Origin of the sequence: Mesorhizobium kowhaii (assembly GCF_042431665.1) — a bacterium.
Classification (GTDB): domain Bacteria; phylum Pseudomonadota; class Alphaproteobacteria; order Rhizobiales; family Rhizobiaceae; genus Mesorhizobium; species Mesorhizobium kowhaii.
Window position 1 is genome coordinate 18606 of the sequence record NZ_JBHLYT010000254.1, and the last position, 14435, is coordinate 33040.

Sequence of the window (14435 nt, forward strand, 5' to 3'; positions counted from 1 at the left end):
CACCCATGCAGAAAATCGCAACAGCAATTTTCATGGTGCTCATGGCGATGGCCATGGGCGCCCTGCTTTTCACTGTCGCCTATGCCGCGACTGATTGGTATCGGACTGGCTCCCACGTCCTGTTTGACCAGTTGAACGCCAATCCCTTGCCGGTCGTTCGTCAGGCCTGGGCGGACACAATAGTGAGGAATTTTGGCCGGGTACAATACGCCGTTGCAGCAGGAGCATTAGGGTTTCTCTTGCCACTGGTCAGCTTGTTTCTCATGCGTCCGAGAAAGCGCAATGACTCTCGCTTCATGACCATGAGCGACGTATCAAAAACCGGCCTGACGAAAGTGGGCGGCGTCTTCGTCGGTCGAGCTGGCGGCAGGCTTGCCGAAATTTTGTCGCCCCGCCGCGATCAGCGCTCAGGCAAGATCCGCTTGACGCAGCGCAAGCTGATCGGTGGCAAGAAATTGTGGTTTGATGGCGATGATGTCGGCGGCTTCGTCATAGGGCCTCCGCGCTCCGGTAAGGGCACGTCCCTCATCATCCCGAACGCCTTGACCTGGCCGCATTCGCTCGTGGTTCTCGACCTGCGGGGCGAGACCTATGCGGCGACTGCTGGTTACCGTTCGACCATGAGCCGCGTGGTGCGTTTCGCGCCGGCTGATCCGGACGGGAATACCGCATGCTACAATCCGATGGACTTCATCTCGCTGGACTCAGCCCAGCGCGACATCGACCTTCGCAACATCGCTGCGGCACTGTTTCCGCGCCCCCCTTCGAACGCGGATCCCTATTGGGTCAACGATGCCCGCCTCCTCTTTACCGGCATCGCGTCCTTCGTCATGGAATCCCATGCGATCCCGAACGAGAGGAAGACCTTCGCCACAATCCTCGAGATCATGAATGGTACCGAGCAACCGCTCCTGGAATTTATCGGCTCTCTACGCGAGGAACGCCGCCGCGAATGTTCACATTTCACGCTGCAAACCCTGTTGCCATATTTCGAAATGTCTGAGCGGCAGTTTTCCGGGATCTACGCCGGCGTGCGCACCGGCATGGCCCCTTTTCTCAACGAGCGACTGATGCGAGCTACCTCGCGCAGCACGTTCGATATTCGCAAGCTCAAGCGCGAGCGGATCTCTCTTTATCTCGACGTACGGCGCGAGCAGATCACGTCGCTTGGACCGTTGTTCAACGTCCTGATCACGCAGATGATGAACTTCATGTCGGAAACCATGCCGCGTCCGGACGAGCATCCAGTGCTTGTGCTGCTCGACGAGTTTCAGAACCTCGGCAAGCTCGAGAACGTGACCGAAATGGCGAGCGTGCTTGGCGGCAACGGCGTTTCCATGTGGTTTTTCGTGCAGTCGCTGAAGGCGGTAGACGAAATCTATCGCCAGGAAGGGCGCAAGACGCTCATCAACGCCGCTCGCGTGCAGATCTTTTTCGGTGCGCAGGACGCGGACGATCTGCGCTACGTTTCTGAGCAGCTCGGCGAAACGTCGGACGTGCAAAAGGACGTGACGCGCACCAAGGCAACGCTGTTCGACACTTATTACACGCGCTCGGAGCACCGCAAGGAAGTGCGGCGGCCACTGATGCGGCCGGACGAAATCCGTACGCTCGACAAGAACAAGGTCATCATACTGCCGCGTGGAGAACTGCCGATCCTCGGCACGCGCAATTTCTATTTCGCCGACGGCCAGCTCGCCAAACGCGCGTTCATGCCCCTGCCCGCCTCTACGGACGCTTCGCGCACGAAAAGCCCTGCATTGGACGCTTCCGCGGCGGTTCCATCTCCTGCGCTCCCGACGATTGTGCCGAAAGCACCCACGTACCGCTCAGGCCTTGTGCAGACCCGGCTGCGGCGCGGCGCGACATTTGCCGCAAAGGCAGGCCGTATAGCTCCGCCGCCGGGCCGGCGCGCAACCGTAAAAGACCGGCCGAAAGCAACAGATGCTGCAGCCGTATCGGCTTATGCCGCCATAGATTTTACCGCTTTGGCGGCCAGAGCGGTGACAACACGCATAGCGCCCGACAAAGAAGCGGCGGTTGCCGCCATCCTGAACAAGGTGCGTTCTCTGCGCGCCAACGCATGCGACACCGAGACTTTCGATCGAAATCTGAGCATCGTCGAAGAAGCTTTGCCTGATCTAGTCGATGGGTAGGCTCGCATTCCGATGCGGCGGAGAGGTCATTGTCTACAGTGACCTTGTCGCACACGTCATGGCGACGGAGGATATTGCCGCGCGTTTCGGCAGTGCCGAGGTCTCAATCGAGTTCAAGCGCAATTCCCGCATCGACCGCGTTTCGCGCAATGAGATCGCCAAGTTCCCAGTCCGAGAGTTCGCAAAAGGGGCAGCATTCTCCTCACTGGCTAACCTCGGATATCGAAATAATCGGGCTGCCGATGTTGTCGATCAGATGACGGACAATCGCTTGGCGAACCCCGATAAGGGAGGCATCTGCGCGAACGCGGGCATCGCCAGCCTTACGTCAGGCAGCGATGAGCTGATCGAAAAGCCGATATGAGTTTCTCCGCCTGCGGTCTCAATCACGATGCCTAAAGGCGCAACCACGATTGTTAGTGGCCCGATTGCAATTTCGGCTAACAGGAAGCGGTAGAGTTTATCTCACATGCGTTGCCGCGTGGCGGCTTTGGGCCGACACCAGACTGTCCGGTTCTGTGGAACGCCCAGCGGTTAGCTATCGTTCAGTTTCCGACCCCATTGTGGGCGTTCAGACCTAGCCAGCCGATTTCCTAAGCGGGCACCCGAGTCAGTACTTTAGCTCCGGAACTCGGATAGGCTGTTTACGATCGTGCTTGCCGCGTGTAATCCCGGCTTGGATATTAGTGTGTTTGGCCCATCGTGTGATTGCAAATGGTCGATTTCAAGAAAAAGCTTGGCGGCAAAGTCGTCGAGAAACAGACGGACCCCGTCAAGCTCTACGACACCTTGGATCGCGAGGCAGACAAGGGGCCTTTGCGTCCGGCCCAGATTGCGGTGCTCACCAAATGGTTCGAGTCCGACACTGCCAAACGCGACACGATCGTCAAGCTGCATACAGGTCAGGGCAAGACGCTCATCGGCCTCCTCATGCTGCAATCCCGTCTGAACGCTGGCCATGGACCTGTGGTCTATATTTGCCCAAATAACTTCCTGGTCGACCAGACATGCGAGCACGCGCGCCAGTTCGGAATACGGACGTGTACTTCAGAAGGCGATCTGCCGGAAGATTTCATCGATGGCCGGGCTATCTTCGTCACGTCAGTGCAGAAGGTCTTCAATGGTCTGACTAAGTTCGGACTCAACAAGCAGTCGGTACCGGTCGACACGATGTTGATGGACGACGCGCATGCCTGTTCGGACACGATCCGCAACCAGTGCCGAATCCATATCCCCCGCCAGGAGGAAACCTATAGTCTATTGAAGGCGCTGTTTTCTGCCGATCTCGAACAGCAGGGTATGGGCACTTACGCCGACATTGAGAACGAGAAACGAGATGCGTTCCTACCGGTGCCGTACTGGGCGTGGATTTCCCGGGAGGCCGAGGTGGCAGGAGTCCTTTCGAAGAATTCCGACCGCAAGTCGATCAAGTTTGCCTGGCCTCTACTCAAAAATCTCCTGCCACATTGCCAATGCATCATCTCAGGGACTGCGGTCGAGATCGAGCCGCATATCGCGCCGCTTGACGCCTTCGGTTCCTTCGATAAGGCCAAGCATCGCATCTTCATGTCTGCCACCGTCACCGACGACGCGTTCCTCGTCAAAGGCTTACGGCTTTCGCCGGAATCGATTGCCAAACCTCTGACATACGACGGGGAAAAGTGGTCGGGTGAAAAGATGGTGTTGTTGCCTTCGCTCATCCACGAGGATCTGGACCATGGCTTGATCGTACAGAAGTTTTCGAAGAGCAGCAAAAAGCGAAACTTCGGACTGGTGGCACTCGTGCCCAGCTTTGAAAAAGCAAAGCCCTGGGAAAGTAATGGAGCGATCGTCCCAAAGACAGAGACAATCGGTACGGTGATCGACGCTCTTTCTGGGGGCGAATTCGACGACGCCGTCGTCCTCGTAAACCGTTATGACGGGATCGACCTGCCTGATAAAACATGCCGCGTCCTCGTCTTCGACTCGAAACCTTACGCCGAGAGCCTCACGGACCTCTACGAAGAGCAATGCCGTCCGCATAGCGCCGCCACCCTAATGCGTGCAGTGCGCACCGTGGAGCAGGGAATGGGTAGGAGCGTGCGCGGGGAGAAGGACTTTTCGGTCGTCGTCGTCATTGGTTCCGACCTCGTCCGACTGCTTCGGGACAAGTCTTCGCGTCGGTTTCTGTCGTCGCAAATGGCCACGCAGATCGAGATCGGCCTGGAAATCACCGATATGGCCAAGCAGGATATCGAGGATGGCATAGAGCCTATGCAGGCCTTCGTCGATCTGGCCAACAAATGCCTCAAGCGCGACGATGACTGGAAGGCGTTCTATGCCGAGCAAATGGAGAAGGTTTCCGCTGCCGGCTCCGATCAGGCGGCCTCGAAGCTCTATAAATCTGAATTGGACGCTGAACTGGCATATATGAAGGGCGACTACGCCGGGGCCGTCAAGCTAGTTCAGGCCATCGTCGACAAGGGCGCTCTGGACGACGACGAGAAGGGTTGGCACCTGCAAAATCAGGCACGTTACAACTTCGTGGCCAATCGCGCCGAAGCCGATGTCCTACAGATCGCTGCCCACAAGCGCAACCGGCTCCTTCTGAAACCAGCGTCGGGTGTCACTGTCACCAAACTTACCGTGGTGAGCCAGGGCCGTGCCGAACGCGTCAAGAAATGGATCGGAAATCACAACGATTATGCAGACCTCAATGTCGGGGTCACAGAAATGCTGGGCAGACTGGTTTTCGGAACGAAGGCGGACAAGTTTGAGGCCGCGCTCAACGAGTTGAGCTTCGCTCTCGGCTTCGTCGGGGAACGGCCGGACACGGAATGGAAAGAGGGCCCCGATAACCTCTGGGCATTGGACGACAGCCAGTACATTTTGTTCGAATGCAAAAGTGAAGTCGGCGTGACCCGCGCCGAGATAAACAAGACGGAAGCCGAGCAGATGAACCGGTCGAGCGCGTGGTTCGACAAGCACTACAAGGAAATGAAGGTCAAACGTCTCATTGTCCATCCGGCCGGGAAGATCGAAAGCGCTGCGGCGTTCACGCATTACGTGGAAGGCGTCCGAGAGTGGGACCTCAAGAACTTGATCAAAGCCACGCGCGAGTTCTTCAAATCGTTCGAGAACCAAAACCTTGAAGATCTCACCGCGACCCATATCCAAAAGCTTCTCGACGCCCATGGATTGTCGGTTCCCGACCTACTCTCGAAATACTCCCGCAAGCTCAAAGACATGAAATGAGCCTACACAGTGTCCGATCGTCGCGTCGGTGCCACTCTGCGACGAGTGATCGAATTGTCCACGGTCGTGGCTGTCTGCTTTCAGCGATTGATCAGTCAGGGTCGGCGCACTTAGACGGTGAACCGAGCGGACTATGCCCAAGCCGGCCTCGGCAAGACCGCACTCATATCGCGAGCAACCTCACGTCCGGGTCGGCATCCGGAATGCGTTTCATTCGGCCATCGGCGGTCACGAAGATCAGGTCGCGCTCCTTGGCCTGCGCGCACATCCAAAGGTCGTTCTCGTCAATCCCCAGCTTCTGGCCGGTGGCTTTGTCGACCCATTCCTCGATATACTTTGGGCGATCCTTGCGCAGCACCTTGGCCAGATATTTCTGCGCGATGCGTGCCTTCACATCGGCGTAAACCGACGCGGTATGATGCGTGATGTCGATGACCGCGTGTGAGCGCGCTTGGACAAGCATCGCCTCCAGCGCCGGCAGATTGCCCTTGCCGATCGCGGCGGCGAGTCTGGTGCCGAACCCGAGCTCGGCCAGCGCGACCGCAGAGATGAATAGCGGGCTGTCGGCAGGCAGCGCCGCCAGCAACTGACTCTTTTCGGCGTGGTGGGGATGCGTCGGATCCAGATAAATGGACAGGATCGTCGTATCGAGGAGATAGGCGTCCATTCTCCTTCAGGCCACATACTCGCGGAGCAACAAAAGCTGGTCCTCGGGCAAGGGCCGGAAGATCTTGCGGACCCAGTCTCCGCCGGGGTTGAAGCGGCCCGACGCGCGTTCGGAAAGGCTCAGTCCGGGCATCGGATACATGCTGTCCCAATGCTGCCAGGGATGAGAAACAGGGCGCTCGGACCCGTCGAAAAAGGCCAGCAACTGCCGCTCGAGTCGCAACGGAAGGTCATAGGCTTCCAGCAATGTGGCATCGATCTGGGCGAGCAGTCGGGGCAGCTGATCCTCCGCGCCCGTAAGAATGTCGGCACTGCCGAGCAGCGCAATGTAGGCCTCAACCAGCGCGCCCAGCTTCGCCGGCAGCGAAACCGGGATCGGAATCGCGTCGATGACCGAGGCCCTGAAGCGGTCCTTGGGGGAATTCACCGCTAGAAAGGCGTTCGCCACTGGACCGTTCAGCACAGCCGTCAATGCGAGCAACGCGTTCGGCGTCACCGCGCTCGTCGGTCGCATGGCGAAGTATTGCTGCGAACACAGCAGACCTTCGAGGTCGGGGAACGCGCCGATGCACCACGCGCCACGGCTCAGCCGCGTGGCGCTGGCGATCAGCTTCGGAGTCGACCAATCATGCATCGCCCCGCAGCGGAGCTCGTCGGACCTGAAATCCAGCCAGACGGAAGGGGGGGAGCGATACTGCCGCAGGTTGCGGGCATTGGCATAGCCGAGCCGATAGCCGGGTTTTTCCACATCGCTCGCCGCCTGATCCTGTTGGTATTTCCATTCCAGCCCGCGTCGCGATTCCAGCGCCGAGGCCAGCCGCGGGTTGCGCTGCAGATAGTCCCACAGGTCGTGAAGCGGCGGTATCCACAACTGCCCCTGCGGGTCGTCGTCGACGGCGCGATTCACATTGCGCTGCACCGTCGTCCGCCCGGTCTTCAGGAAGGAAGATCGATCGCGCTCGGCGACTTCGGTCGAGAGCAGCGTGACCGTTTTGGTCGTCGGCACGCGCCGGTCGCGCGCGATGACCGCCGACGATTCGACGTCCGACGCGCCGAAGATCCCGTCGGGGAGCTTTAGGATTTCGACCGAGCCGTACAGGCTCTCCATGCGACGGCGCTGTTCTGCGAATTGCTGTTCGAGGATGAACGATCGCGGCAGCACGAAGCCCAGTGCGAGCGGTTTGGCGTCGAGCGCTGCACTGAGCGCGGCGATCGCCTTCGAATGCGTGTCGGCGGCGATCGCATAGCGGGCCCGATCAGCCTTGGTGAACGCTTCGAACGGCGGATTGCAGACGATGACGTTACTCGACCCGATCCGCTGCGCTAGCGCGCCGTCGGCGAACAGATCCGCCTCCTCGACATGCCAGCCATTGTGATTGGGGTAGTCGGCAAGGATTAGCGACAGCGTTGCTACTTCGCAGGCGAAGGGATCGACCTCGTCGCCCGAGATATGCTTGATGAGGAAATCGTGGCGCTGCTGGTCCGACCATTCCACCGGCAGCAGATCGCGCAGGTGTCGCAGCGCCGACACCAGAAACACCCCGGCGCCCGCGAACGGCTCGTAGATCCTGATATCCTCGGGCTTGTGCTTCTGCAGCTCGAGGCGCTGAACAACATATTCCGCCACCTGTCGCGGCGTGCTGTGCGTCCCGAACAGCTTGCGCGTTTCCGGCGTGACCAGCGTGTTCTCATAGACGAAAGCGAGATCGTCGGAGGAGATGTTGGAGAAGCTGATCCCGGCGCGCAGATGCCGCCACGCTGCATCGAACATCGCTGGCAGCGCGGCGTTCGCCGACCCGTTGATCGCGCCGAGCATGTAATAGGTCTCGATCCCAGACAGGACCGACGCTAGATCTTCGGGATTCCAGCCGTCGGCATAAGGGTGGCGGCGATCCTGCAGCACCTTGGCGGCCAGCAGCCGAAACACCACACGGAACAACGTGCGCGGGTCAAGGCGGTCTCCGCCGGGCGCCTTGCGGGCCAAATCGAGCGTCTCGACCAGCAGGCGGTCCAGCTTGATGTGAATCTCGCCTTCGATCGCGGGCAGCAGCCCGAGATCGACGAAGTCGAGCTGGTAGCTCCCACCGGCCGTGCCGACCGACTTGGCGCGGTGGATGGCATCGGGATGCCAGCTCGCCTGATTGCGCGCGAACAAAGCGGTCAGATCGGCGAGCTTGATCTTTTCGAGCGCCCGGGGCGGGTCAACGCTTCGGACCTGCCAGACGGTCACGTCGTCAGAATCGATGACGAATAGCAGCGGCGCACCCAATGCTCGATGCTCATTCACCAGGTCGACCGCATGCCGGCCGTCGCCATTCACGACCGCGAGCGCTGCTGAGCGATATGATGGCGGCGTGCGCGTAAAAGCGACGAGCGGCACTGTCCGGGTCGTATTGGCGTCGACCAATACGTCGGCAAAGGCATAATCACGCACCACAGCCTCCGAGCGATAGCCGGCGTCGTGGACCGCCTGGGCGATGCTATCGACAGCGTTCACGGCCGGCCTCCCCGCGCGGACGCCGCAGCATTGATGGGGATCGGCGGAAAGAGAAGCGACGCCTGCTCGCTGCTGTCGCTCGCCGCCAGCAACTGCTCGCGAAGACGCGCCACCATCGGCGCCAGCGGGATCGTGATCAACGGCTGATCGCTGACAACTTCGGCCAGCTCAGGGCGAAGCTGCAATTGCGCGCCTGCCACGTCGATGACCAACTTGGCGCGCTCCAGCGCTGCCCAGGGCGACAGGTTACACAATTCGAACAGCATTTCGGCGATCGGCGCCAGAGCGCCGACGCGGACCGCCATGTCCGTCGCGAGCGCTCGAATGACCGACACGGCAACGAGATCGCCCGCGCTGAAGCACGGACTGTGTCCGCGGCCCCGGCGAAGCGGCGCCAGTGCCTTCTTCCAATGGCGATAGGTCTCCGGGGCGATCGAGATCGCGCTGCGGAGCTGGCCAGGCGTATAAAGGACCGTCACCTATTTACTCACGATCTTGTTGTTTACAACAAGATACCATACGCCTGGAATCATCGCAAGAATTTGCTTCTAAGCAGGCTGACCTCTCAGTGAGGATTGCGATCGCGTGGGCAAAATTGCCGCGTGCGATCGCCGTGCGTAGACCGCTTTCGGGATTCTCGAAATCTCTGTTGACGACCGAAATGAGGGCGCATTACTGCCATACAGCCTGATCGTCCTGTGACGATTGCGTCCTTTTGGTTGGTAGACCACCGCGCGAGGACGCTAGGTTGGCCCTTGCTCAACGCTCGTAGTCGTTCTCGTTTGAGCGCTGGGTCTTGCGGTCCTGCTCTTCAGCCTGCTGAGTCTTCTGCTTGTTCGCGTCCTTCTGCTTGGCTTTCATCTCCTGCTCGGTGCCGGTGCGCGGCTGCTCCGGCTGGCGGGAATCGTCCCGGGTTGGAAGGTCTCGCCCCCGCGCCTCGCGCTCAGGAATCGGTTCGCCACTGCCACCACCGCGACGCTGTTGCTGCCGCTCGAATTGCAGCCGCGCGAGACGGTCGTGCATCTTGTCGTTGACCTCTTCACGATACTGTTCGAACTGTCCTTGATGCGCCGGCGGCAGCGTCTCGCGCATGTTGTCCAGAGCTTGATTGACGCGGGCCATCTGACGCCGCATTTCCAAGGGGGTTTGCGCCATGTTCAAATCTCCTATCAGTGCATTCAATTCTCTCATACCGGGATGGGACAGGAAAGACTTCTGCCCCGATTGATCAGCCCCGCGACCCACGCCAGGACCTGGCTGCGCCTCCCCTGTCCGATAGCGACGGAACTGCAGAAAATTGTTGCCGATCGACTCCGCCGCCGTGAGAGCCTGACCGACCACGCCCGCGATCCGCATCGTCGTCACGGTCTTTTGCCATGCGGCAGCGATTGCATCGCCGTTCACGACAAGGGATTGTCCATCCAAACGGCGTTGCCGCTTGGCCTCCACCCGCTCGATCGTCCTGGCGCTAACCTGGTAGCGCGGATCGCTCTGGGCGCGGCTGTAGGCTCCGGCATGCTCCTTCGTGAAGGGCCGCGTCATCGCATGATCCATGCGCCGTGTCGCCACCATCGCAATTCCGTTCTCGCGGGCCTTTTCGGCAAAGGTCTCGCGCCAGGCGAACAGATCTGGCTTGTAGAATTTCAGGCGTTCGCCGTCGGCAGAGCGCGCCTGCACCATCGCGTGGATATGGACGTGCTTGGTGTCCTTGTGATGCGCCAGGACGAATTTGTATCCTGGCGCGCGCTCCTCTAGCACGGCGCGCGCCGCGGCCATGACGGCGGTGGCATCGGTGCCGGCTTTTGCCGAGAAAAGCAGGTGATAGGCATTGCGGCGCTCACGCCCCGAAAACTGCGGGCGCCATTGTTCGTAGGCCGAAGCCGCCGCCTTGGTGGAATTCTTCGCCCCAGGCACAGGCTCGCCATTTGCGTTGCGGACCTGGTTGTGGGTGCGGATGAACTTTTGCAGGAAATATTTCGCTTTGGGTTCACGGCTGACGGCCGCCATCACCTCTGCCTTGGCTACCACCCCCGCCGCGCCCATGGCCTCGGACAAGCGTGCCTCGATCTTATCGAGCGCCTTGCTGCGCGAATTTTCCCGCCCGCCGGCCAGAACTCTGGCAAGCGGCCCGGCACGCTCATCGGTGTGGGCGTATACCTCCACCGCCTGACCATCCTGTGCATAGATGAATGGTTTTGCGCCGAAGGCCTTGTTCAACGCCTCGCTCAAGGCGGCATCGGCGACCTCGCCGGCGAGCTCGAAACGAACCTCGATAAAATTGGTGTTTTCCAGGGGCGGTTCGAACGTCTCGCAGAACGTTTCCAGGAACGCCTTTCGTGCGCCTCCTGTCGCAATAACCTGTCCATCTTCGTCGAAGATATCGATGTCGTTTTTCTCGCCCTTTTCGTCCTCGCGCTTCCCGATGTAATTGAGCAGCCGAGCAGCCGCTTCCCTGGTCGATGGCGGATTGGGCATCACCTTGAACACAGCAGGCTGCGCACCCGCCGCATAGCCTGCCCGCGCCGCCACGGCGCGCGCCTGATAGGCGACCCGCGCCGCTCGTCCAGTACCGCTCGCGCGACCCGCACCGCGGCCGCCGCGCCGCTTCCAGTCTTCCTCCTCCTCTTCCGGCCGGAAACCGGCGAGCGTGGCGCCATAGACCATAATCGGCGCGCTAGCGGCCGTGGGTGAGCGCGCAGCCGCGGCGGACTTCGGAGTCTTGCTGGAGACGGAGCTCCCCGCCACTCCTCTCCCTCCCGGCGAAGAACGAGCGGCGTTTCTGCCGCCACCCAGCGTCGACCCGGCTTGTCCTTGCCGGAGGCGCCCGCCGTCACCCGTCCACTCATAACTCTTCGTCGCCTGGAATTCACTGGCCTCGCGTGGGGCGCCCGTCAGTGACTTGTCGTCGTTCAGCTCCTCGCGCTTCACGCCGGTAGCGCCCCGCAGACAGCGTTCGATTTCGGCCCCGTAGCCAGCAAGACGACCACTCATGGCCGGGCCTCCCTCGCCTTGCGGGACCCGACGGTCATCGCCTTCAGTTCCTCACGAAACTGCCGCACGAGGTCGCCCACGGCAATCAGCGCCTGCTCAAGATCCTCATCATGGGCAACTCGGCCGTCGTTCATGGCGCGCACGGCCTGATTGAAATTGATGCCGACACGCCGCAGCTGATCGGTCATCTCCACGATCAACGGCCGCAACGCCTCTGACGCGACAGGCAGATGCCCCGCCTCTGCCTGCACAAGACGCCGGACGACCTCGCTGACGGTTACGCCGTCCCGCCCCGCAATGGCTTTGAGGCTGGCCAGTTCGTCAGCCGAAAACCGGATGTGCGTCACCTCGCCATAGCGTCGCGACGCTTTCTTCACCGCTGTTTTCTGGGCCTCTTCATCCATCTCTCAAGCCCGCTTGCGGGCGCTAAGGCCCGCCAGGGCCGCGCCGCCTATTTTATGTGTATCACAAAATAGGCTATCCTGCCACCAAAAAAGAGGGAAGGGCGTGAAAACGGCAGCGGATGTCCCCCTCGCAACTAGCCCAGTTTTCAACACCAGACGCGCGCAACGTCGTGATGTTTCCATCGTGATTTGATTGTGATGTGTCAATGTTGCGTTGAAGACTTGTCTCCATGTTAACATGGAGACAACCGAGCGGTTCGCAGGCGGATCGTCAGACCGAACCCCTTCCCCACTCAAGATAGCCGCTGCGTCATGGTTGCACCCTGCGCACCCTGCGGGCCTTACTGGTGTGTGCCTGGGTTGCCAAACCTGTCTGCCGCGTTGACTATGTCACCATGTTCCGACCGTGATATTAATCCATGTGTCCGTGATGACTTGTCTCCATGTTAACATGGAGACAAGGAGACAAGGAGACAACGCCCGGAAGGAGGCCCCATGATCATCTCCGCTGCGATCCCTAAGGGGGGCACTGGCAAATCAACGCTGCTGCGCACTCTCGCATCCGTCGCGCTGCATCGGGGTTATTCGGTCACTCTTATCGATGGCGACCGGCGGCAGAACATGAACCGCTGGTTCCAGATGCTGGGTGACGCTGGCAACCGTCCTGACAGGCTCCAACTGGTGAGCGCGATGACCCCGCAGGAAATCCTCGACGCTGCAGCCATTCACAACGGTGAGCGCTCTGTCGTCTTGATCGATACGGAAGGCACCACGAATGACAACCTCATGGCCGGGCTCTTCGCGGCCGATATTGTCGTCGTGCCGGTCTATTTTGCCCTCGACGATGTGACCGCCGCCATCCAGATCACCGACCACTACATTCCGCTGGCGGTCGAGAGCCGAGGCAGACCGCTGCCTGCGATATTCGTGCTGACCAAGCAGACCATCATCGATGGCAGGGCACGAGCCCTGACCGAACTGCGCTCCATTATCCAGGCCAACGGCACGCCGATTGCAGAACACGTCCTGCACAATCGTGTTGCCTACCGCGACCTACAGACCGGGCAGACCCTTTACAGCCCCGCCGTGCCCGATGCGAAGGCGGTTGCCGAGAGCGAAGGGGTCTTTGACGACCTTCTGCAAACCTTCATCGAAGCCACAAGGAATGCGGCATGAGTGAAGAACCCGACAAGAAAGCCCGCATGATGAAGGCGATTTCCACGCAGCCGCCGGCGCTGCCGAGCCTGTTTATCACACCGAAGGTCGAGACATCAGGGACCAAGGAGCAAGCTACGTCACAAATGAAGGAACCGGCAAAGCCGTCCTCGGCAGTCGGGCCCGATTTTCGCAAGCTGCTGCGACAGGGTCAGAAAAAGGATCCCATCGCCGGCAAGAAGATTCGCGAGGAGGAGATGGTCCGCTGCGGCTACTATCTGACGGCCGTGGAGCAGCGTCAGTTCAAATTGCTGGCGATCAGCAACGGGCACAGCATGACTGAGCTGCTGCGAAAGGCTGTGCAGGATTATATCCGCATTCATAAGCACAAACTGCCGAAGGAATAATTGGCGGCTTGGAGTCGCTATCGCATGTTGGGATGGATGATGTTCCTGGCTCTTTTGCAACGCGCAAAAAAAGGGCCCGCGACGGAGCACTCCGTCGCGGGCCCTGAGATATGTGTTGCCCTACTTGGGTTGGTTGAGGTGTTTCAGCAGTTCCCCGAGGATTGCGTCCCGCTCCGGACGCCCGCTGGATGCCGCTTTGTCGTCGACCAGCTTCGCGGCCAATTCGGGCGGCAGCGGCATGACATCGTAGCCCTGTGAGATGGCTGCATGGCGAAGATCCTCAAGCGCTTCGAACGCTCTATCGGCGGTGCCAAGCCAGAGCGCGGGCTCGTCGGTTTCTTCGTGGGGGAACGCTTGAAGGAAGTAAGTCCGAAGCGGTGGGTCGTAGCCGATGACAGCGTCTGGATCCGAGCGGACTTTTCCGGTGACGGTGCCAGTGACAGTGATGGTGTAGCGGCTCATTGCAACCTCCTTTTGCCGGTGGCGAAGCCGGCCCCTTGCGGGGCCGGCCACCTATGCCTCACTGGGGGTTGTTCCAGAGGATGACCTTCTTGTTCTCTTCGCCACCCGGAGCGGGCGCGAGGTTGCCGAAGATCACGCCGATCTCGGGGGCTTCCAGCTTGACCGAGAGGTACTCCTCGCCCGAACGCTGGGAGATGCGGTGCCAGCCGGCTCCGATCTCGAAGCCCGTGCGCTTGTTGACGATCCGGTAGTCGGGCGCGTCCTCGCGCGACTTGTTGGTGTTCGGGATAAGGGTGATCGGGGCGTTGACCCGGAGCGTGGCAAAGACGCCTTCCATCGAGCCGTCGGCCTTGGTGGTGAGGTTTGCGATCGTGGTGGCCATGGTAGTTCTCCTTCGGTTGCATCGGGACCATTCCCGATGGCGCCAAAGGAGAGGGCCGTCCTGCTGCGGTCATCTCGGCGA

At 60.4% G+C, this 14435-nt stretch carries 12 protein-coding genes; 5 read left to right on the forward strand and 7 right to left on the reverse strand.

What is annotated here, in order from left to right; translation table 11 throughout:
• Window positions 1-5 precede the first annotated feature (5 nt).
• The 3 genes from ACFFNA_RS40975 to ACFFNA_RS40985 all read left to right on the forward strand — a co-directional run bounded on the left by ACFFNA_RS40975 (window position 6) and on the right by ACFFNA_RS40985 (window position 5390).
• Window positions 6-2156: a type IV secretory system conjugative DNA transfer family protein gene (locus ACFFNA_RS40975; protein ID WP_378926178.1), complete on the forward strand. Its 2151-nt coding sequence runs from the start codon at window positions 6-8 to the stop codon at window positions 2154-2156.
• Between the two features lie 58 nt (window positions 2157-2214).
• Complete coding sequence (locus ACFFNA_RS40980) at window positions 2215-2520, forward strand: hypothetical protein (protein ID WP_378926179.1); 306 nt, start codon at window positions 2215-2217, stop codon at window positions 2518-2520.
• Window positions 2521-2870: 350 nt separating this feature from the next.
• Window positions 2871-5390, forward strand: coding sequence for a DEAD/DEAH box helicase family protein (locus ACFFNA_RS40985; protein WP_378926180.1), 2520 nt, complete (start codon window positions 2871-2873; stop codon window positions 5388-5390).
• A 163-nt stretch (window positions 5391-5553) separates the two neighbouring features.
• Here ACFFNA_RS40985 and ACFFNA_RS40990 read toward each other — a convergent pair whose 3' ends face one another.
• The 5 genes from ACFFNA_RS40990 to ACFFNA_RS41010 all read right to left on the reverse strand — a co-directional run bounded on the left by ACFFNA_RS40990 (window position 5554) and on the right by ACFFNA_RS41010 (window position 11948).
• Complete coding sequence (locus ACFFNA_RS40990) at window positions 5554-6057, reverse strand: PIN domain-containing protein (protein ID WP_378926183.1); 504 nt, start codon at window positions 6055-6057, stop codon at window positions 5554-5556.
• 6 nt (window positions 6058-6063) lie between these two features.
• On the reverse strand, window positions 6064-8553 hold the full coding sequence (locus ACFFNA_RS40995; protein WP_378926185.1) for an N-6 DNA methylase: 2490 nt from the start codon (window positions 8551-8553) through the stop codon (window positions 6064-6066).
• Window positions 8550-9032: a hypothetical protein gene (locus ACFFNA_RS41000; protein ID WP_378926187.1), complete on the reverse strand. Its 483-nt coding sequence runs from the start codon at window positions 9030-9032 to the stop codon at window positions 8550-8552. The genes ACFFNA_RS40995 and ACFFNA_RS41000 overlap by 4 nt, the downstream gene beginning before the upstream one ends.
• A gap of 280 nt (window positions 9033-9312) precedes the next feature.
• Window positions 9313-11544 (reverse strand): relaxase/mobilization nuclease domain-containing protein, encoded by a 2232-nt coding sequence (locus ACFFNA_RS41005; RefSeq protein ID WP_378926189.1) that lies wholly within the window; start codon window positions 11542-11544, stop codon window positions 9313-9315.
• A complete protein-coding gene (locus ACFFNA_RS41010; RefSeq protein WP_378926191.1) occupies window positions 11541-11948 on the reverse strand; it encodes a hypothetical protein in 408 nt (135 codons plus the stop codon). The genes ACFFNA_RS41005 and ACFFNA_RS41010 overlap by 4 nt, the downstream gene beginning before the upstream one ends.
• A gap of 495 nt (window positions 11949-12443) precedes the next feature.
• Between ACFFNA_RS41010 and ACFFNA_RS41015 the strand changes: the two genes are divergently transcribed.
• Window positions 12444-13124, forward strand: coding sequence for a nucleotide-binding protein (locus ACFFNA_RS41015; protein WP_378926193.1), 681 nt, complete (start codon window positions 12444-12446; stop codon window positions 13122-13124).
• Window positions 13121-13510 carry a hypothetical protein gene (locus tag ACFFNA_RS41020; RefSeq protein ID WP_378926196.1) on the forward strand — a complete coding sequence of 130 codons (390 nt, stop codon included), beginning with the start codon at window positions 13121-13123 and terminating at the stop codon, window positions 13508-13510. Before ACFFNA_RS41015 ends, ACFFNA_RS41020 begins: the two co-directional genes overlap by 4 nt.
• A 120-nt stretch (window positions 13511-13630) precedes the next feature.
• Here the strand turns inward: ACFFNA_RS41020 and ACFFNA_RS41025 are convergent, their stop codons facing one another.
• Both ACFFNA_RS41025 and ACFFNA_RS41030 read right to left on the reverse strand, forming a co-directional pair.
• Window positions 13631-13972 carry a hypothetical protein gene (locus ACFFNA_RS41025; protein ID WP_378926199.1) on the reverse strand — a complete coding sequence of 114 codons (342 nt, stop codon included), beginning with the start codon at window positions 13970-13972 and terminating at the stop codon, window positions 13631-13633.
• Between the two features lie 58 nt (window positions 13973-14030).
• Window positions 14031-14354: a DUF736 domain-containing protein gene (locus ACFFNA_RS41030; protein ID WP_006205585.1), complete on the reverse strand. Its 324-nt coding sequence runs from the start codon at window positions 14352-14354 to the stop codon at window positions 14031-14033.
• Window positions 14355-14435: the final 81 nt, after the last annotated feature.